General features: G+C 32.2%; 20 protein-coding genes. 19 read left to right on the forward strand and 1 reads right to left on the reverse strand.

Translation table 11 applies throughout. From position 1 onward, the window contains the following. The first annotated feature begins 63 nt into the window (after positions 1–63). From miaB to JNO63_RS04705, 10 genes are all read left to right on the forward strand, one after another. Complete coding sequence (gene miaB, locus JNO63_RS04660; protein WP_203127333.1) at positions 64–1,419, forward strand: tRNA (N6-isopentenyl adenosine(37)-C2)-methylthiotransferase MiaB; 1,356 nt, start codon at positions 64–66, stop codon at positions 1,417–1,419. A gap of 98 nt (positions 1,420–1,517) precedes the next feature. Further along, positions 1,518–2,498 carry a V0D/AC39 family V-type ATPase subunit gene (locus JNO63_RS04665; RefSeq protein WP_203127334.1) on the forward strand — a complete coding sequence of 327 codons (981 nt, stop codon included), beginning with the start codon at positions 1,518–1,520 and terminating at the stop codon, positions 2,496–2,498. 2 nt (positions 2,499–2,500) lie between these two features. Further along, the gene (locus JNO63_RS04670; protein ID WP_203127335.1) at positions 2,501–3,379 is read left to right on the forward strand and encodes a hypothetical protein; all 879 of its coding nucleotides are present in this window, start codon (positions 2,501–2,503) and stop codon (positions 3,377–3,379) included. Between the two features lie 11 nt (positions 3,380–3,390). Then, a complete protein-coding gene (locus JNO63_RS04675) occupies positions 3,391–5,454 on the forward strand; it encodes a V-type ATP synthase subunit I (RefSeq protein WP_238390476.1) in 2,064 nt (687 codons plus the stop codon). A gap of 16 nt (positions 5,455–5,470) precedes the next feature. After that, positions 5,471–5,911 carry an ATP synthase subunit C gene (locus JNO63_RS04680; RefSeq protein ID WP_203127336.1) on the forward strand — a complete coding sequence of 147 codons (441 nt, stop codon included), beginning with the start codon at positions 5,471–5,473 and terminating at the stop codon, positions 5,909–5,911. A gap of 1 nt (position 5,912) precedes the next feature. Then, the gene (locus JNO63_RS04685; RefSeq protein ID WP_203127337.1) at positions 5,913–6,152 is read left to right on the forward strand and encodes a V-type ATP synthase subunit F; all 240 of its coding nucleotides are present in this window, start codon (positions 5,913–5,915) and stop codon (positions 6,150–6,152) included. Positions 6,153–6,163: 11 nt separating this feature from the next. Continuing rightward, a complete protein-coding gene (locus JNO63_RS04690; RefSeq protein WP_203127338.1) occupies positions 6,164–6,769 on the forward strand; it encodes a V-type ATP synthase subunit E in 606 nt (201 codons plus the stop codon). After that, positions 6,753–8,507: a V-type ATP synthase subunit A gene (locus tag JNO63_RS04695; RefSeq protein WP_203127339.1), complete on the forward strand. Its 1,755-nt coding sequence runs from the start codon at positions 6,753–6,755 to the stop codon at positions 8,505–8,507. The genes JNO63_RS04690 and JNO63_RS04695 overlap by 17 nt, the downstream gene beginning before the upstream one ends. Then, positions 8,507–9,871 carry a V-type ATP synthase subunit B gene (locus JNO63_RS04700; protein WP_203127340.1) on the forward strand — a complete coding sequence of 455 codons (1,365 nt, stop codon included), beginning with the start codon at positions 8,507–8,509 and terminating at the stop codon, positions 9,869–9,871. Before JNO63_RS04695 ends, JNO63_RS04700 begins: the two co-directional genes overlap by 1 nt. 1 nt (position 9,872) lies before the next feature. Further along, positions 9,873–10,514 carry a V-type ATP synthase subunit D gene (locus JNO63_RS04705; RefSeq protein WP_203127341.1) on the forward strand — a complete coding sequence of 214 codons (642 nt, stop codon included), beginning with the start codon at positions 9,873–9,875 and terminating at the stop codon, positions 10,512–10,514. On the opposite strand, the gene rodA is transcribed toward JNO63_RS04705, so the two are convergent. Next, a complete protein-coding gene (gene rodA / locus JNO63_RS04710) occupies positions 10,511–11,701 on the reverse strand; it encodes a rod shape-determining protein RodA (RefSeq protein WP_203127342.1) in 1,191 nt (396 codons plus the stop codon). The two genes, JNO63_RS04705 and rodA, sit on opposite strands and share 4 nt — an antisense overlap. Positions 11,702–11,800: 99 nt before the next feature. Between rodA and nth the strand changes: the two genes are divergently transcribed. From nth to secG, 9 genes are all read left to right on the forward strand, one after another. Then, positions 11,801–12,445 (forward strand): endonuclease III, encoded by a 645-nt coding sequence (gene nth, locus JNO63_RS04715; protein WP_295885597.1) that lies wholly within the window; start codon positions 11,801–11,803, stop codon positions 12,443–12,445. Then, on the forward strand, positions 12,438–13,286 hold the full coding sequence (locus JNO63_RS04720) for a Cof-type HAD-IIB family hydrolase (protein ID WP_203127344.1): 849 nt from the start codon (positions 12,438–12,440) through the stop codon (positions 13,284–13,286). Before nth ends, JNO63_RS04720 begins: the two co-directional genes overlap by 8 nt. Further along, entirely contained in the window at positions 13,279–13,737 is a 459-nt protein-coding gene (locus tag JNO63_RS04725) for a TrmH family RNA methyltransferase (RefSeq protein ID WP_203127345.1), read from the forward strand. The genes JNO63_RS04720 and JNO63_RS04725 overlap by 8 nt, the downstream gene beginning before the upstream one ends. Before the next feature lie 8 nt (positions 13,738–13,745). Then, positions 13,746–14,675 carry a thioredoxin-disulfide reductase gene (gene trxB, locus JNO63_RS04730; protein ID WP_203127346.1) on the forward strand — a complete coding sequence of 310 codons (930 nt, stop codon included), beginning with the start codon at positions 13,746–13,748 and terminating at the stop codon, positions 14,673–14,675. A 72-nt stretch (positions 14,676–14,747) separates the two neighbouring features. Beyond that, a complete protein-coding gene (gene gap, locus JNO63_RS04735) occupies positions 14,748–15,752 on the forward strand; it encodes a type I glyceraldehyde-3-phosphate dehydrogenase (protein ID WP_203127347.1) in 1,005 nt (334 codons plus the stop codon). A gap of 56 nt (positions 15,753–15,808) precedes the next feature. Then, positions 15,809–17,005, forward strand: a complete 1,197-nt coding sequence (locus tag JNO63_RS04740) for a phosphoglycerate kinase (RefSeq protein WP_203127348.1) — start codon at positions 15,809–15,811, stop codon at positions 17,003–17,005. 9 nt (positions 17,006–17,014) lie between these two features. Continuing rightward, a complete protein-coding gene (tpiA, locus tag JNO63_RS04745) occupies positions 17,015–17,767 on the forward strand; it encodes a triose-phosphate isomerase (RefSeq protein ID WP_203127349.1) in 753 nt (250 codons plus the stop codon). Positions 17,768–17,782: 15 nt separating this feature from the next. Then, on the forward strand, positions 17,783–19,090 hold the full coding sequence (gene eno / locus JNO63_RS04750) for a phosphopyruvate hydratase (RefSeq protein ID WP_203127350.1): 1,308 nt from the start codon (positions 17,783–17,785) through the stop codon (positions 19,088–19,090). A gap of 146 nt (positions 19,091–19,236) precedes the next feature. Further along, the gene (secG, locus tag JNO63_RS04755) at positions 19,237–19,464 is read left to right on the forward strand and encodes a preprotein translocase subunit SecG (protein WP_203127351.1); all 228 of its coding nucleotides are present in this window, start codon (positions 19,237–19,239) and stop codon (positions 19,462–19,464) included. Positions 19,465–19,492: the final 28 nt, after the last annotated feature.

The following is a 19,492-nucleotide window of genomic DNA, read 5'->3' on the forward strand; positions in this document are numbered from 1 at the left end:
TAAATAAAATTAAAAATTAAAGAAGATGATTTCGATCATCTTCTTTTTTTAAGTGAGGATATAATGCAAAGTTTACAAAAAGAAAAATACAAAGAATATTTTAAGAATAAAACTTACAATATAACCACATTTGGTTGCCAGATGAATGAACATGATTCTGAGCGTATCTCATATATTCTTGAAGATTTAGGATACACATATACAGATAATAGGGAAGAAGCTGACTTTATTTTATTTAATACTTGCTTAGTTCGTGAAAATGCTGAGTTAAAACTGTATGGTCAAGTCTCATCCCTAAAAAGATTAAAAAAAGAACACCCAGAAAAAATCATTTCAGTATCTGGATGTATGATGCAAACCACAGAAGCTCGACAAGTAATAATAGATAAGCATCCAGAGGTAGATATTATTTTTGGTACAAAAAATATTAATTCACTTTCTGATTTGATATTTAGATATCTTGAAACAGGTGAAAGAGTTATAGATATTTCTACAGATGCAGTAAAAGATGATTTCGAAAAATATAATTCCACCAATGATTTCCAAGCCTATGTAAATATTATGCGCGGATGCGATAATTATTGTACTTATTGTATAGTTCCAGAATCACGTGGACGAGAAGAATCTAGACGTCCGTATTCAATTATTGAAGAAATAGAGTATTTAGTCTCTCAAGGCTTTAAAGAATTTACTCTGCTTGGACAAAATGTAAACTCATATGGAAACAACACAGACTATGACTTTACTTTTCCAGAGTTACTAGCAAGAGTTGCTAAAATTCCAGGTGTAAAAAGACTTAGATTTACATCAAGCCATCCAAAAGATTTATCAGATGAGCTAATTGAAGTAATGCGAAATAATGACAACATTTGTAACTACTTCCACTTACCAATGCAATCAGGATCAGATGAAGTATTAAAGAAAATGAACCGTCATTATACAATAGAAAAATACTTAGAAAGAGCAAACAAATTAAAAGAAGAGATTCCAGGCATTGCCCTTTCTACAGATATAATTGTAGGTTTTCCTACAGAAACAGAAGAAGATTTTCAAAAAACAGTTGAAGCATGCAAAAAAGTTGGTTTTGACTCAGCTTATACTTTTAAATACTCACCAAGACCAAAAACAGTTGCAGCAAAATACCCAACAATAGATGATGAAATAGTTCAAGACAGATTCCAAAGACTTTTAGATGAACTATATCCAATGTTTAACGAAAAGAATGCAGAGTATGTTGGAAAAACTGTAGAAGTTTTATTAGAATCAGAATCAAAAAATAATCCTGAAATTTTAACAGGTAGGACTGATACATTCAAATTAGTTCACGTAAAAGCACCGAAAGAATTAATAGGTGAATTTGTAAATGTAAAAATCACAGATCATACATCGTTTACTATATCAGGGGACTTGGTAAATTAATTATCAAATCATTTATGGATAATACAAACTATTTATTATCCTTTTAAAGAAAAGTTATAAGTGATATTATTTTTCTGTAGGGAGAAAAGAGGCGATAAATGAGAGATGTATTAGTAAAAGCCAAGGCAAAAATGGGAAGACTCCCAGATAACGAATTATATTTAGCCTTAGCAAATGAAAGCAATATAGACAAAAAAATTGATATTCTTTCAAAAGCTTATCCTGAAATTGATAACAGGAAAAATAAAAGAGCCCTAGAAGCTGATAATTTCAACTATATGTTTAGTGAACTAAAAAGCATTGATTACTTTTTACGCGGACTTGAAAGTGAATTTTTCAACTTATACTTCTCAAAATATGAAATATTATTTTTGCAAGAAGTTATAGAATCACTAGTAAATAAAAACTACAAAAGAAACTATGTAAGCTTTACAGCTAGTCCTTTATCAAAAGAATTTATTTTGACAGAGGACATGGATCTAGAATCTTTTGTAAATATGAATAAATCTAGCAAGTATTATAGAATTTTGCTTCCATTTTTAAATGAAAATATGGAGGCAGAGTCTATAATATTTTTATCTTCAAATGCTTTAATCAAATTTTATTATCGTAATTTATTAAAACTTGCTAAAAAATTTAATAGCAAAGAACGCAAGCAAATAGAAAAATTCCTAGGTGAAGAAATTAATTTGCTTAATTTTGAGATGCTTTATAGACTAAAATCATATTACAATAGAAATGACGGCGATGTTTTCAACTACCTTATTGCAGGAGGAAATACATATAATGGACAAAGGCTAAAGGAATTAGCAGAAATGTCAAAGATAGATTTTCTCGAAAAAATGAGTGATAGTAAGTACAAACATATTTTCGATGATTACACCCATACTCATAAAGAAATCAGAAAAAGGGAATTAAAACTCTATTATGGTGAAATAACTAAACAAGAGTGCGATATCCTATACGTGATTTCTGCAATGAATATAATGTTTATCAGCGAAGAAAATATCGAAGCCCTTTTAGAAGTTGATGACAGTTTCACAGTAGAAGAAGCAATGGAATATCTAATAGTGAGGTAATAATGGCAGTAGAAAAAATGTACCTGGTAAATATGATATCCGATAAAAAAAACCTGGACAGTTTTTTGGAAGATGTGATCAAAATTGGTGATATCGAGCCACTTGATTCATTTAATCAAATTACAAACAGGAATTTTAACATAACAGCTAGTGCTGAAAATGTTGACATTACTGAAGATATCAATAACTTATCAGGATTTGACAGAAATGATGATGGGTTTATTAACAAGCTTGAAGAGATGAAAAATTCTCTAGGCATTGATAGTAACTCAGAAAATGGACAATTACTTGACCATGAAAGAGTCGATGAACTTTATGATAAACTTAAAGTTTTATTAGACAAAAAAACAGAACTAGAAGAAAAATCAAAACAGCTTGAAGTCTATAAAAAGAATGTAGACTTACTTAAACAATACGATATCGATATCGATAAAATTCAAAATTTAAAATATTTTGATTATAGATATGGAGTAGTTACTGAAGATGGTCGTTTTATCCTAAAAAATAACTACGAAAATATCCCATCTTTAATTATCCATTTGGATGAGAATGTAGATCGTGCAAGCTTAAATGCATTAGATGAAATTTATGCAATTGATGAAGCAACTTATAACTTAAATGAAAAAACAAATCAAGTTTTAGAAAATGAAAGAGAAAATGCTCGCAATGTTTCTCTAAAACTTGATCAAGAATATAGTTTAAAAACAAAAAATGAATCAAATCAAATTTATAATGATATTATGCAAGGCGCTTCAGATAGAGAAAATAAAATCAATGCAGACTATCAGTCAAGAATTAACAACATGAATGATACTTATAGTAAACATAAGGATGAAGTTGTTGATAAGATAGTAGACTTCTTAGTTAATTCTGAAAGTTAGATAAGAGGTATATGAAAATGGCAGGTAATCAAAATTTTAATAATATCAGATTGGAAAATACTGGCGATTATCTACAAATTCAAGCCCAAAATGTTAAAGATGATGTAGGGGAAAAGTTAAAAAGTAAAGTCTTTAAAGATAATAAGTTGCAAAAAGAAAAAAATAATTTTTTAGATGCAGATATTATTGGAGACACTTATGAGGATAATTTGACAGATATAAATAATTCTAAACAAAAAATAAAAAAAATACCTAATATCGACAACCAAGACCTACTTGAAAAACAAAGTTATCTGATGGTTTATCCAAAAAAAGTTAGCAAAGACTTAAATAGAACTATCAATACTCTAGGTTTTGTAGAAAATACTATTCCTGAGGACAGTAATTACAAAAATATTGATAATGAAATTGCACAAATAGACGAGAAACTAGAATCATTAAACGATGAGATTAATCGATTAAGCAATGAATATCAAGATGTAATCAAGGATTTATCTTATAATTTAAATTATGAACAAAGTGCAAGCGACTATCAAAATAGCATGGCCTTTGGAGATAAATACTTTTATTTCTCAGCTTTAGTTCCTGAATCTGATCTTAAGAATATCAAAGGTCTTGAGGATAAGTATTCAGATACTAAAATTGTAAAAAAAGATATTATGGTTGAAGATAAAAAGAAGAAACCTAAAAAAAATGATAATAAGCAAAATAATAGAAATGAAGAAAGTTATTTGCTTGTTTATCCAGAGAAAGTTAAAAAAGATGTATCTCGTTCTATAAACACTCTTGGATTTATAGATAATGAAATTCCAGAAGATATTGATATAAAAAATATAGATCGAGAATACGCAAGTGTAAATGCTGAGTTAAATAATATAAATCTTGAGATAAATGAACTTGATAAGCAATATAAAGATGTTATGAACAATATTGCTTATTCACTAGATTATGCTCAAAAAGCAGAGGATTTAAAAAGCAATATGGCTCAAGGTGATAAATATTTTTATTTATCAGGTTGGGTTCCAGAATCTGAAGTTGATAAATTTAAATCTTTAGAAAATAAATATGAAGATACAGTTTTATCAACCAAAAAAGTTGAAGAAACTAGTGAGGCACCACCAACAAGGCTTAAAAATAATTCATTATTTAAACCTTTTGAGTTTTTAGTTAATATGTATGGTGCACCAAACTATGATGAAGTTGACCCGACTCCATTTTTTGCAATCACATATTTATTATTATATGGATTAATGTTTGGGGACTTGGGCCAAGGTTTAGTATTTATAGCTATAGGTTTGTGGCTGTCAAAGAAAAATAAAGTTTTTGGCGGTTTAATCAAGCGAATAGGGATATCTGCTTCGTTTTTTGGACTTATGTATGGTTCATTCTTTGGACGCGAAGACTTAATTCCAGCTTTACTTATCAAACCATTTGATAATATTATGACTGTTCTAATTGCTTCTGTAGCCTTTGGTGTGGGACTTATGGTAATTTCTTATTTAATAGGGGTCTACAATAAAGTTTCAAAACAACATAATATTGAAGAAGGTATATTTGGCAAGGAAGGTTTGGCAGGACTTATGATGATGCTTTCATTTATCATCATCGTGTTAAATATAGTAAACATAAGCCCAATACCAATGCCAGTGGGATTAATTTTATTAATAGCTTCCATTGTCATGATGGTATTTAAACAACCTATAGCAAGAAAACTTGAAGGTAAAAAACGACTTTACGATCAATCAAAAGGCGATTACTATGTAGAAAGTTCATTCTCTATCATAGAAGCACTTCTTTCAGTTTTCTCAAATTTAGTATCCTTTACAAGGGTAGGTGCCTTTGCTATAAACCACGTTGGTTTATATATGGCCTTTGAAGTAATGGCCAAGCTTGCGGGTGGAGGCATAATTGGTTTCATAATTCTAATTCTAGGTAATGCATTAATTATCGGTCTAGAAGGAATGATAGTATTTATCCAAGGTCTAAGACTAGAATTTTATGAAATGTTTAGCAAGTATTATGAAGGTAACGGTCGCTTATTTAGACCAATCGGTAGAAAAAAAATTAATAACTAAATGGAAAGGAAAAGTTATGATTAAAAACATAGGATTATTAGCACTAGCAGTAGTAGTTATTACAATTTATTCAGGTATTTATCTATTAAGAACAAATGAAGACCCATCAAAAGAAAAAATTAAAAAAGCGCTAAAGATAAACTTAACAACATTTGTACCACTTATGGCAATGATTGTAGTTTTACTTTTACCAGTAAATGCAAAAGCAGCCGCAACTGATGCTGCAGCAGCTACAGCAGCAACAAGCGCTGAAGGATTAAAATATATTGGTGCTGCTTTATCAACAGGTCTTGCAACAATTGGTACAGGTTATGCAGTAGGTACAGTAGGTTCTGCAGCACTTGGAGCAATCTCAGAAGACCAATCAATATTAGGACGTACAATCATCTTCGTAGGTCTTGCTGAAGGTATCGCAATCTTCGGTGTTATCATCTCAATCCTTATTTTATACGCATAAAATGAAGGCAAAAATATTAACTAACGACCCAAGTCTTATTGTAATGTTTAGACTTGGGTCTATTGAAGGAAAGCTAGTTACTGAGCCTGATGAGGCCTATGAAGATTTTAAGGCTTCATTAAAAGATAATGATCTTGCAGTTCTAATTTTAACTAAAACAGTAGAATCATGGATTGAAGAAGATGTTAGAACTCATAGGCTTAGTGAAGGGGCTCCTTTAATTGTAGTCATTGATGGTTAATTGGAGGTATTATGCTTGATATAAATCAAAAACTAAGAACCTTTAGAAAAATGGTTTGGGATGAAGAAAAAGCAAGAAGTAACGAAGAATTATACAATTCTACAAATATAAATAGTGAACAAATTGATGAGAAAAAAGCAAGTCTTGAAAAAGAGCTAAAATCAACTTTAGAAAATCGTAGAAGTTTTGCAACAATTCGTGGAAACGAGAGAGTATCAAAACTTGAAGAAGAACAAAAGACAAATTTTTACGCTCATAAAGAATCTCTCCTTAATGACTTGGTGGGAGAAGTTAAAGATAAGCTTAAAGAGTATACAAAAACAGATGAATATAAAAATTCTCTGGCAAAAAATATAGAAAAAGTACTTAACGAATTAAATGAAAGCGTTGATAATTTTGATATTTTGTTAAGAGAAGAGGACAAGAATTTAGTAAACTATCCTAATATTGGTACTTTGGATGATGAGTATATTGGTGGATTTATTTTAAAAGCAAAAGATGGATCATTCCAATATAACCAAACTTATCTAAAAAAAATCGAAGAAAAACAATACGATATAGGCAGAACTTTATATAATCTGTTTGAAAGTGAGAGTTTTAATGAATCCAATAATTAAAACAATAAATGGTCCAGTAGTTGTAGCAAAAAATGCAAGCTCACTTAAAATTCGTGAGATGGTTTCTGTAGGTAAACTTAAACTTATTGGTGAAGTTATATCTGTAGATGGTGATAATGCTACTATCCAGGTTTATGAAGATACATCTGGACTTGCTGCAAATGAAGAGATAGTTTCAACAGGTAGACCACTTTCTGTAAGACTTGGACCAGGCCTACTTAAAAATATGTTTGATGGTATCGAACGTCCACTACAAAAAATTATGGATGAAAATGGTGCTTTTATTCCCTCAGGAATTGGTTTTGAAAACTTGGATGAAGAAAAATCTTGGGAAGTAGAAATCAAGGTTTCTGTAGGCGACACTATAAATGTTGGAGATATTTATGCCACAATTATGGAAACAAAAACCATCGAACATAGACTTATGTCTACAGTAGAGGGTGAGATCACTGATGTAAAACCATCAGGGACTTATAAATTAGAAGATACAATAGTAAAAGTAAAGACAAATAAGGGCGAAGAAGAAGAATTAAAACTTTATCAATATTGGCCAGTAAGAAATCCTCGTCCAGTTAAAAAAGTTAGACCGCTTGAGTTATTATTAAATACAGGGCAAAGAGTCCTTGATGTATTTTTCCCAGTAGCTAAGGGTGGTACAGTAGCAATCCCAGGTGGATTTGGTACTGGAAAAACTATGCTTCAACACCAATTTGCTCAATACGCAGATGCTGATATTATTATCTATATCGGTTGTGGTGAACGTGGAAACGAGATGACTCAAGTACTAGAAGAATTCCCAGAGCTTATTGACCCAAATACAGGTTATGGGTTGATGGAGCGTACAATTCTTATTGCAAATACATCAAATATGCCAGTAGCTGCCCGTGAAGCTTCAATCTACACAGGTATTACAATTGCAGAATACTTTAGAGACATGGGATATCACGTAGCCTTGATGGCTGACTCTACATCTAGATGGGCAGAAGCTTTAAGAGAGATCTCTGGTCGTTTGGAAGAAATTCCAGCAGAAGAAGGATATCCAGCATATCTTGGATCAAGACTTTCTCAGTTCTATGAAAGAGCAGGATACTTTACAAACTTAAATGGATCAGAAGGATCAGTTACCCTAATTGGTGCGGTTTCACCATCAGGTGGAGACTTCTCAGAACCAGTTACAGAAAATACAAGAAGGTCTGTAAATGTATTCTTAGGTCTAGATAGAAAATTAGCATATTCACGTCACTATCCAGCAATTAACTGGTTAACATCTTATTCAAACTATGTTGATACCATTAGATCATACTATCAAGAAAAAACTGGAGAAGATATTATTGCAGTTCGTAATGAACTTATGAATGTACTTTTACAAGAAGACGAAGTGCGTTCTATCCTTATGCTTGTAGGTAAGGATGCTCTATCAGATGCTCAAAGAAATATTTTAGATGTATCTGAACTTATCAGAGTAGGATTTTTACAACAAAATGCCTACAATGATACTGATAAATACGTGCCACTTGATAAACAAATTGAAATGCTAAATGTAATTAGAAATTATTATCATAAATCAGCAGAAGCAATTGAAAATGGTGTACCATATAGTAAAACTTATAACTCAGAACTTATAAATGACATTACTCAAATGAAATACACCATTAAAAATGATGAGCTAGATAAATTTACAGTTTTAAATAATAAACTAGAATCACATTTCTTAGGACTTAGGGGAGGAGAATATTAATGCGTAAAGAATATACAAAAGTTAAAAGAATCGAATCCTCAATCATAGAAATTGAAAAAGTAGCAGATGTAACCTACAATGCCGTAGTTTCTGTTCATGCATTAGGAATGGACTTTGTAGGACAAGTTGTAAAGATAGATGATGATACTATATCTATAGAAGTTTTTGGTAATACTCAAGATTTTTCACTAGATGATATAGTGATATCATTTGAAGAAAAACCACTCGCTATTCCACTAAGTGAGAAAATACTTGGTCGTACATTTGATGGACTTGCTCGTCCAATTGACAATGGTGGAGATATCTATGCTGAAAAAAATTATTCAGTAGAAGGTGAACCACTAAATCCAGTGGCTCGTGAGTACCCAAGAGACTTTATACAAACAGGTATTTCAGCAATAGATACACTTACAACCCTAATACGTGGTCAAAAACTACCAATATTCTCGGGATATGGACTATCACATAATCAAATAGCAGCTCAAATAGTAAGACAAGCAAAACTAAAAACTGATGAAGACTTTGCCTTTGTATTTGCCGCTATGGGAATAAAAAAAGATGAAGCTATGTTTTTTGAAGATGCCTTTAATAAAGCAGGAGTCCGTGATAAAGTAGTAATGTATCAAAATCTAGCTGATAGCCCAATTATGGAAAGATTAATAGCGCCAAAATGTGCATTAACCGCAGCTGAATACTTAGCATATGAAAAAGGCTATCACGTTTTAGTAATTATCACTGATATGACTTCTTATTCAGAAGCTTTACGTGAAGTTTCATCTATCAGACAAGAAGTGCCATCTCGTAAGGGTTATCCAGGATATCTATATTCTGATCTTGCTACTCTTTATGAAAGAGCTGGTATGATTCGTGATGTAAATGGATCTGTTACACTTATTCCAATTTTAACTATGCCAAATGATGATATTACTCACCCAGTTCCTGACCTTACAGGTTACATCACTGAGGGACAAATAGTAATTGATAGGGGATTATTTAATAAAGGAATCTATCCACCAATAAATGTACTACCTTCACTTTCTCGTCTTATGAAAGATGGTATTGGTGAAGGGTATACACGTGCTGACCATGAAGATTTAATGAACCAAATTTATGAATCATATTCTCACGTTGGTGAAGTAAGAAATATTGCCCAAATTGTTGGAGAAGATGACTTATCAGATATTGATAAAAAATATCTAGAATTTGGAGATGAATTCGAAAAAAGATTCTTATCTCAAGATCCAACTGAAAATAGAGAACTTGACCAAAGTTTAGATCTAGGTTGGGAGATTTTAAGTATTCTTCCAAGGACAGAACTACACAGGGTAAGTCCAGAAAACCTAGATAAATTTATAGGTAAGTAAAATGGAAATAAAATCAACTGCCCCTACTAAGGCAAATTTAATTGCAGCTAAAGACCACTTAAATTTACTTAAGGGTGGTCTTGATATTCTTGATAAATCAAGAAAAGCTTTAATACAAGCCCATGATAGCAAAATTAAACAAAGAGATAAACTAAATGATGATGTAAATGATACTATCAAAAAAGTTAGCAGAAATTTCAAAAAAGCTATGGTAACCATGGGTGAGTCAAAACTTGATGATATTTCAAGAATTGTTCCAGTAGATAATAGTATAGAGTTAAAAGAAAGCGAATTTATGCAAACAAAGGTTTATGATATAAACTTTGTACCAACTATGCTAAATCTTTCTTATTCATTTTATGAAACAAACGAAGCCTTTGATGTGGCATTGCTATCATTTAATGAACTTAAATATAAAATTTATAAGTTAGCCGAGCTAGATACTACAATTAATAACCTTGATAGGCAAATAAAAAAAACTAGTAAAAAAGTTAATTCTCTAGAAAAAGTACAAATACCAAAAACCGAAGAGAGAATAAAAACAATATCATCCTTGATAGAAGAAAAGGAAAGAGAAGAATTTTCTAAGACAAAAATGGTTAAGGATAAAAAAATACGAGATGAAAAAAACACCGCAAACTAATTTGTTGCGGTGTTTTTAATTTCTCTCTTTTTAGATGTGCGAATCTTGTTTGGATCGATAACTTTTATAGTTTCATAATCCAAGATATCATCATCCTTGTATGATTTTTGCATAGATGCTGATAAGGCAAGTCCAATCATAATTAAGCATATTAATTGAAAAGTACCTCCAGCTGATAAAAATGGAAGTGGGATACCAGTTACTGGCATTAGGCCAATTGTCATACCTATATTTTCAAAAATATGAATAAATAGCATGGCTGCGATGCCTGTTACCATTAATGAAATAAAAGTATTATTAGATTTTTTAGCAAGTCTAGCTAGTCTTAGAATAATAATTGTAAATAACAATACTAATAATATTGCTCCTATGAATCCTAATTCCTCAGCCAAAACTGAAAAAATAAAGTCAGTTTCTTTTTCTGGAACATATCCATATTGGGATTGAGTACCATTTAAATATCCACGGCCTTTTAGCATTCCAGATCCAATTGCTATCATTCCTTGTTGTTGTTGCCAATTAGATCCAGATGTATCTCTTGCTGGGTCCAAAAAGTTTTGAATTCTATCGGCTCTATAACCAGATAGATTTGATAAAACTAAGTATCCAACAGTTATACCACCCACTGCAAAGAACAAAATCCATTTCCAAGACAAGCCTGCTACAAAAAGCATAGCAGCGATGAAAAATAAAAATACCATTGCAGTTCCAAAATCTGGTTGAAGTAGGATTAGTCCTACAGGTACAGCAACAAATATTAAAGCTTGTATAAGTTTTTTTGGCTCATTTATTTGATATTTGTTCTGATCTAGATAAGCTGCAAAAGCAAATATAAGCCCTACTTTTACAAATTCAGATGGTTGGAAGGAAAATGATCCTATATAAACCCACGATTTTGCACCCCATTCATCAAGGCCTCGTCCAAATATTAAGGTTAAAATCAATAAGCCAAGACCTATTCCATAAATCCATAGGTAAAATCGTTTTAATACTTCCAAATCAATAGTACAAAAAATACCAATTAGTACAAAACCTAAAAGGGTCGATGCTATTTGCATCTTTATAGAATCAAAATCTCCTCCATAGGCCGAGTATAGAATTACTAGACCATAAATACTTAGGATAAGTGTTGCGAAAAGCAAAATCAAATCCAAATCTTTTAAATTTTTTTTCTTTATATTAAACATTCAATCACTCCATATCTAATGACTTATTATACCATTTTAAGAAGTTTTAATAAATATAATCTTAAAAAATAGTATAGTATTAAAAGAGGATAAGGTGATATTATTTTAAAGAAAAAAGAAATTCGAGAGGTTTTAGACATTTTATCTAAAATGTATGAGGATCCAAACAAAAATCTGTTACACTTTGAAACTCCTTTTGAAGCGCTAATTGCAACTATGCTTTCAGCTCAAAGTACTGATAAAAGAGTAAATGCAGTAACATCTGAACTATTTAAAGAGGCAAATACTCCAAAAGATTTTGTTAAGATGGATATTAAAGTTTTAGAAAACTGGATAAAATCTATTGGAATATATAAAAATAAAGCAAAAAATATAAAAGCAACCAGTCAAATTTTGCTTGAAGATTTTAATAGTGAAGTTCCTAAACAGAAAAGTGAACTAATAAAGTTACCTGGAGTAGGCAATAAAACAGCAAATGTAGTTCTTGCAAATGCATTTGACATCCCAGCCTTTGCAGTAGACACTCATGTTTTTAGAGTAGCTAATAGAATAGGTCTAGCTGAGGCAAAGAATGTTAGTCAAACAGAGATGCAGCTTACAGAAAATGTGCCAGAAAATGAGTGGAATATAACACATAAAAGGCTTATTACCCACGGCCGAGCAATCTGTAAGGCGCGAGGACCACTCTGTGAAGAATGCAATTTGAATAAGTTATGTTTATATTATAGGAGAGATAATGATTAAACTTTTTGCAATTGATATGGATGGTACACTTTTAAATACTGATGATAAAATAGATCCATCTACGAAAGAATCCATCTTAAGATTAAATGCATCTGGTGTAAAAACAGTTTTAACAAGTGGCAGGGTAATGTCATCTATTAAATTTGCTACAAAAGATCTTGGAGAAGATAATCCCATGGTGGCAACTAATGGAGCCTTGATTATGGCAAATAATAAAATTTTAAAGCAATATCCACTTAAAGATGACCATCTTAAAGAATTAGTAGACTTTTGCCAGGAACACAAATTTATATATCATTTTTATGATGAAGATACTTTTTATTCAAATAGACTTGATGAAGACAGGATAAGACATTTAAAAATTGATAATGATTATGGTTTAAACTACCAATGCAATATTTCTATTACAGACGATCCCATTAAGAATCTGAAAGAAAGAAAAAAATTAGCCTATAAGATATTAATCGGATGTTTAAGTAGCCATCCTTATGGCGAAGAAGAAGCAGTAGAAATAATAAAAGAAAAATTTAATCATATACTTTATATAACTTCTTCTGGTCCAGGTGCAATAGAAATCATGGAACCCCATGTTAATAAGTGGGAAGGTATAAAAGAACTAATAGAATTTTTGGGTATAAAAGTTGATGAAGTTGCTGCAATTGGAGATTCTTATAATGATTTGCCAATGATTGAAAATGCCAAAATTGGATTTGCTATGGGCAATGGTAACGAAAAAGTAAAATCAATATCCGATTATGTTGTAGCAGATAATGATAATGGCGGCATTAGTGAAGCAGCAGAAATAATTTTAGAATATAATAAGGAAAATCCAAGTGCTTAATATAGTTTTATTAGCCCCAGAATATCCTGGGAATGTTGGAAATATTGGAAGAACTTGTGTATTAACCGAGTCTAATTTACACTTAGTAAGGCCATTTAAATTTGATTTTTCAGATAAGGCCTTAAAAAAATCTGGAATTGATTATTGGGATAAGGTAAATCTTACTATTCATGATAGTATGGAGGAATTTTTAGATTTTATCAAAGATAAAAATTTTTATTTAGTAGAGACAGGTACAGATACAAAGTATTCTGATATTTCTTTTAATAATAATGATTTTTTAATATTTGGTAGGGAAAAAGAAGGTATAAATTCAAGTATTCTAGAAAAATATAAAGAAAAAATAATTACTATCCCTATGACTAAAAAGATAGATAGGTCTTTAAACTTGGCCAATTCAGTAAATATAGTTTTATACGAAGCCTTAAGGCAAAATAATTTTAATTTTTAGGAGAGAATATGTACGATATTATAATTTTAGGAGCAGGTCCAGCAGGTCTTACTGCAGGACTTTATGCTGGTAGATCAAAATTAAAAACACTTATAATTGAAAAAAATATACCAGGTGGACAAATTGCGACAACAGCATTTGTAGATAACTACCCTGGATCTATGGAAGATGCAACAGGCATGGGTCTATCAGATAGGATGTATGATCAAGCAAAAGAATATTGTGAATTTTTAACTACAAATGTTACTAGTGTTGAGCTAGAGGGAGAAGTTAAAAAAGTTCACACAGATGATGGCAAAACCCTAGAAGCAAAAGTAATAATTATTTCAACTGGAGCAAGCCATAGAAAACTTGAAGTCCCTGGTGAAAGTGAATTTGCAAATATGGGTGTTTCTTATTGTGCTACTTGCGATGGTCCATTTTATAATGGACTAGATATATTTGTTGTAGGTGGTGGGGATAGTGCAGTAGAAGAAGCGATATATCTTACAAAATTTGGAAAATCTGTAACTATTATCCACAGACGTGATGAGTTTAGAGCAAGCCAAGTTGTTGTAGATAAGGCACGTGCAAATGAAAAAATAAAATTCGAACTGGATTCTGTAGTAAATGAAATAAGGGGAGATAAGGAAACTACTTCTCTTATTATAGAAAATGTAAAAACTGGGGAGAAAAAAGAGCTAAAAAGTGATGATAATGACCCAATAGGGGTATTTATATTTGTAGGATATATTCCACAAACAGATATATTCAAAGATCAAATTGATATGAATTATGGGTATATAGTTACTGATAGCGATATGAAAACAAATATCGAAGGAGTTTTTGCAGTAGGTGACAATCGTGAAAAGTCTGTCAGACAAATGGTGACTGCTGCAGGCGATGGCTGTACAGCTGCTGTTGTAGCAAACAGATACCTTGAAGGACAAGTCTGGTAAACTATTGACAATGTCCTATAATTTAGTAAAATATTATTGTAAAAACTTTTAGAAAGAATATAGGAGGCAATAATGACAACTAGAGTAGCAATTAATGGATTCGGTAGAATCGGTCGTCTTACACTTAGAAGAATTTCTGAAGTAGAAGATGATATCCAAGTAGTAGCAATTAATGACCTTATTGATAAAGATGGTCTAGCTTATGCTTTCAAATATGATACAGCACAAGGAAGATTTACTGGAGATTTTGAACAAACAGAAGAGGGCTTTAAAGTAAATGGCCAAGAAATCAAAATCTTTGCTGAAAGAAATCCAGAAGACCTACCATGGGGAGACCTTGATGTTGATGTTGTGCTAGAATGTACAGGTTTCTTCACAGAAAAAGAAAAAGCAGAAGCTCACTTAAAAGCAGGAGCTAAAAAAGTTCTAATCTCTGCACCAGGTAAAGGTGATATGAAAACTATCGTTTACGGTGTAAACCATGAAACTTTAGATGGATCAGAAACAGTAGTATCAGCAGCAAGCTGTACAACAAACTGTTTAGCACCTATGGTAAACGTACTTGTAAAAGAATTTGGATTTGTAACAGGACAAATGTCTACAATCCACGCATATACAGCAACACAAGCTATCCAAGATACACCAGCTTCTAAAAAAGACCTTAGAGGTGGACGTGCAGCTGCTCAAAATACAATCCCAGCTTCAACAGGAGCTGCAAAAGCAGTAGGTAAAGTACTTCCAGAAGTAGAAGGTAAAATTGATGGTACTGCTTTAAGAGTACCAGTTATCACAGGATCAATTACAGAACTTTACTCAGTACTTGAGAAAAAAGTTACTGAAGAAGAAGTAAACGAAGCAATGAAAAAATACTCATCTGATGCATTCGCTTACGAAACAGAAGATGTTGTTTCAAGTGACATCGTTGGCTACCCAGCAGGATCAGTATTTGATTCACAACTTACAAAAGTTGTAGAAAATGGTGACAGCCAATTAGTAAAAACAGTTGCTTGGTATGATAACGAAGCAGGATACGTATCTAACTTAGTTAGAACATTAGATTATTTAGCTAAACTTTAAGAGATAGAAAAGGGCAGGGATATTTATCTCTTGCCCTTTTATTATTGAGGTGAATTATGAACAAAAAAACACTAAAAGACCTAGATGTAAATGGAAAAAAAGTATTAGTTAGAGTAGACTTTAACGTTCCTTTATCAAAAGAGGATAGAAGTAAGATTGCAGATGACTCAAGAATAAGAGCTGCTCTTCCTACAATTGATTATTTATTAGAAAACGACGCAAAAGTTATCTTAATTAGTCACTTAGGCAGACCAAACGGTGAAGCTAACCCAGAATTTTCATTAAAACCAGTTGCAAATTGGTTATCTGACCACTACGGTGATAAATTTGAATTTTTAGCTGCTGATGAAGTAGTTGACGAAAATGTTAAAGAAAAAGTTAATGAACTTAATGACGGCGAACTTGCCTTATTAGAAAATACTAGATACGTAGCTGGTGAGACTAAAAATGATGAAGCATTTGCAAAAGAATTAGCTTCTCTTGCTGACTTATATGTAAATGATGCCTTTGGTACAAGCCATAGAGCACATGCTTCAAATGTAGGTGTAGCTAGCATTTTGCCATCCGCAGTAGGATTATTAATTGAAAAAGAAATAGATGTCATGGGAAAAGCTCTTGAAAATCCAGAACATCCTTTTGTATCAATCCTTGGTGGAGCTAAAGTTTCTGATAAAATTGGTGTAATTGAAAACTTAATTACAAAAGTAGATACAATTCTTATTGGTGGGGGCATGGCTTACACATTCCTAAAAGCTCAAGGTAAAGAAATAGGTAAATCTCTTCTTGAAGAAGACAAGATGGATCTTTCTTTAGAATTACTTGAAAGAGCAAAAGAAAACAATGTAGAAATATTATTACCAGTAGATGTTGTAATAGCTGAAGATATTGCTCCAGGTGTTGAAACTGAAATTGTAGATGTTGACAATATCCCAGATGATAAGGAAGCATTAGATATTGGACCAAAAACAGCAGAAATCTATGCAGAAAAAATTAAAGATTCTAAAACTGTTGTATGGAACGGGCCAATGGGCGTATTTGAAATCAAAGAATTTTCAAATGGTACAAATAAAGTAGCACACGCTCTAGCAGAAGCTGATGCAACAACAATTGTTGGTGGTGGCGACTCAGCACTTGCAATAGAAATGGCAGATTTAAAAGATAAAATTACCCACGTATCAACAGGTGGTGGAGCAAGCTTAGAATTTTTAGAAGGAAAAGACCTACCAGGTATTTCTGCAATTGAAGATAAATAAGGAGTAATAATGCGTAAACCAGTAATAGTTGGAAACTGGAAAATGAATATGACAGTAAGTGAAGCTAAAAATTTACTTACTGAAATTAAAGAAAAAGACTTAGATAATGAAGTAGAAGCAGGTGTTTGTACACCAGCCATAGACCTACCAATAGCAGCTGAGATTTTAGAAGGAACTAACGTTGAATTTGGTGGACAAAATATGTACTTTGAAGAATCTGGAGCATTTACAGGAGAAATTTCCCCAACAATGCTAAAAGATATTGGAGCAACATATGTTATCCTAGGTCATTCTGAACGTCGTGATATCTTTGGCGAAGATGATAAATTAATCAATGAAAAAGTATTATCAGCCTTTGACCATGACTTAACACCAATTCTTTGCTGTGGTGAATCTTTAGAAGAAAGAGAAGCTAACAAACAAGAAGAAAAAGTAAAAGCACAATTAGAAGCTGATCTTAAAGATATAAGCGAAAGTGATATTAAAAAATTAATCATAGCTTACGAACCAATCTGGGCAATAGGTACTGGAAAAACAGCATCAGCTGATGATGCAGAAGCAATGTGTGCATTTATTAGAAATCTTGTATCGGATCTTTACTCAACAGAAGCAGCAGATGCGGTTCGAATTCAATATGGTGGTTCTGTAAAACCAGCAAATGTTAAAGAGTTAATGGAAAAAGAAAACATCGATGGAGCTCTAGTAGGTGGAGCAAGCCTAAAAGCAGACGATTTTGAAGCATTGGTAAATCATAGAAAATAATAAGGAGAATTAATAATGAGCTTAATTACAAGTGTATATGCAAGACAAATCCTCGACTCAAGAGGAAATCCAACAGTAGAAGTAGAAGTTGAAACAGAACTAGGCGGATACGGCCGCGCATCAGTACCATCTGGTGCATCAACTGGTGAATGGGAAGCAGTAGAACTTCGTGATGGAGATAAAGATTACTTCCTAGGAAAATCAGTTCTAAAAGCTGTTGAAAATGTAAATGACAAAATAGCTGATGAATTAGTTTTAGTATATGATGTTACCGACCAAGTAGGTGTTGATAGCAGAATGCTTGAACTAGATGGAACAAACAATAAAGGAAATCTTGGTGCAAATGCTATCCTAGGTGTATCATTAGCAGTAGCAAAAGCAGCAGCAGATGAATTAGGACTTCCACTTTATGCTTATCTTGGTGGACCAAATGCCAAACTTTTACCAACACCAATGATGAATATCCTAAATGGTGGTGAACACGCTGATAACTCAGTAGATATTCAAGAGTTTATGATCTTCCCACTAGGCGCAGAAACTTTCTCACACGCATTACAAATGGGTACAGAAGTATTCCACAGCTTAAAATCAGTTCTTAAAGAAAAAGGATACAACACAGCTGTAGGTGATGAAGGTGGATTTGCACCAAACCTTAAATCAAACGAAGAAGCTCTAGAAATCATAGTTGAAGCTATTACAAAAGCAGGTTATGAAGCAGGTAAAGATGTATTTATAGCAATGGACTGCGCCAGCTCAGAATTCTATAACAAAGAAGACGGAAAGTATCACCTAGAAGGTGAAGGCACAGTTTACTCAGAAGAAGAAATGATTGACTGGTTAGAAAGCTTGGTTGATAAATATCCAATCATCTCAATCGAAGATGGCCTAGATGAAAACGACTGGGAAGGATGGGCAAAACTTACAGAAAGACTTGGAGGAAAAGTTCAACTTGTAGGTGATGACCTATTTGTAACAAATACTGAAAAACTTGAAAAAGGTATCAAAGAAAATGTTGCAAATTCTATCCTTATCAAAGTTAACCAAATCGGTTCTCTAACAGAAACACTAAACGCTATCGAAATGGCAAAACAAGCAGGATACACAGCTGTAGTTTCACATAGATCTGGTGAAACAGAAGATGTTACAATCGCGGATTTAGTAGTAGCTGTAAATGCTGGACAAATCAAAACAGGTGCACCATCAAGAACTGACCGTGTTGCAAAATACAACCAATTATTAAGAATCGAAGATGAACTTTGGGAAAATGCAGAATTTAAAGGTTTAAAAGCATTTTACAACCTAAAAGATAGATTTAACGATTAATTAAAATAAAAAGTAGGGAAAATATCCCTACTTTTTTATTTAAAGAAATTTGGGTATCATATTACTAGCTTAATCTATAAACTAAAAATTGCGAAAGGACATTTCCTGTGGTATCATATAGAGTGATGAAAATGGGAGGTGTCTAGATGGAAAATATCTTTGCAGTTATTTTAATGCTTGCATCACTAATAATTATAGTGTCTGTAACAATGCAAGATCCAAAAACTGATGGACTAGGAACACTAGCTGGCCAAGAAACAAACGTATTTGGTAGAAGTGCTCATAGAACTAAAAATGAAATGTTAGATAAAGTTGTAATTGCTGGAGGAGTATTACTTTTCTTAGGAAGTATCATAATGCTAGCAGTTATGTAAGGGGCTATAGATAGACTTAAGCTATCTA

Source organism: Anaerococcus sp. mt242 (genome assembly GCF_016798225.1).
Lineage (GTDB): Bacteria > Bacillota > Clostridia > Tissierellales > Peptoniphilaceae > Anaerococcus.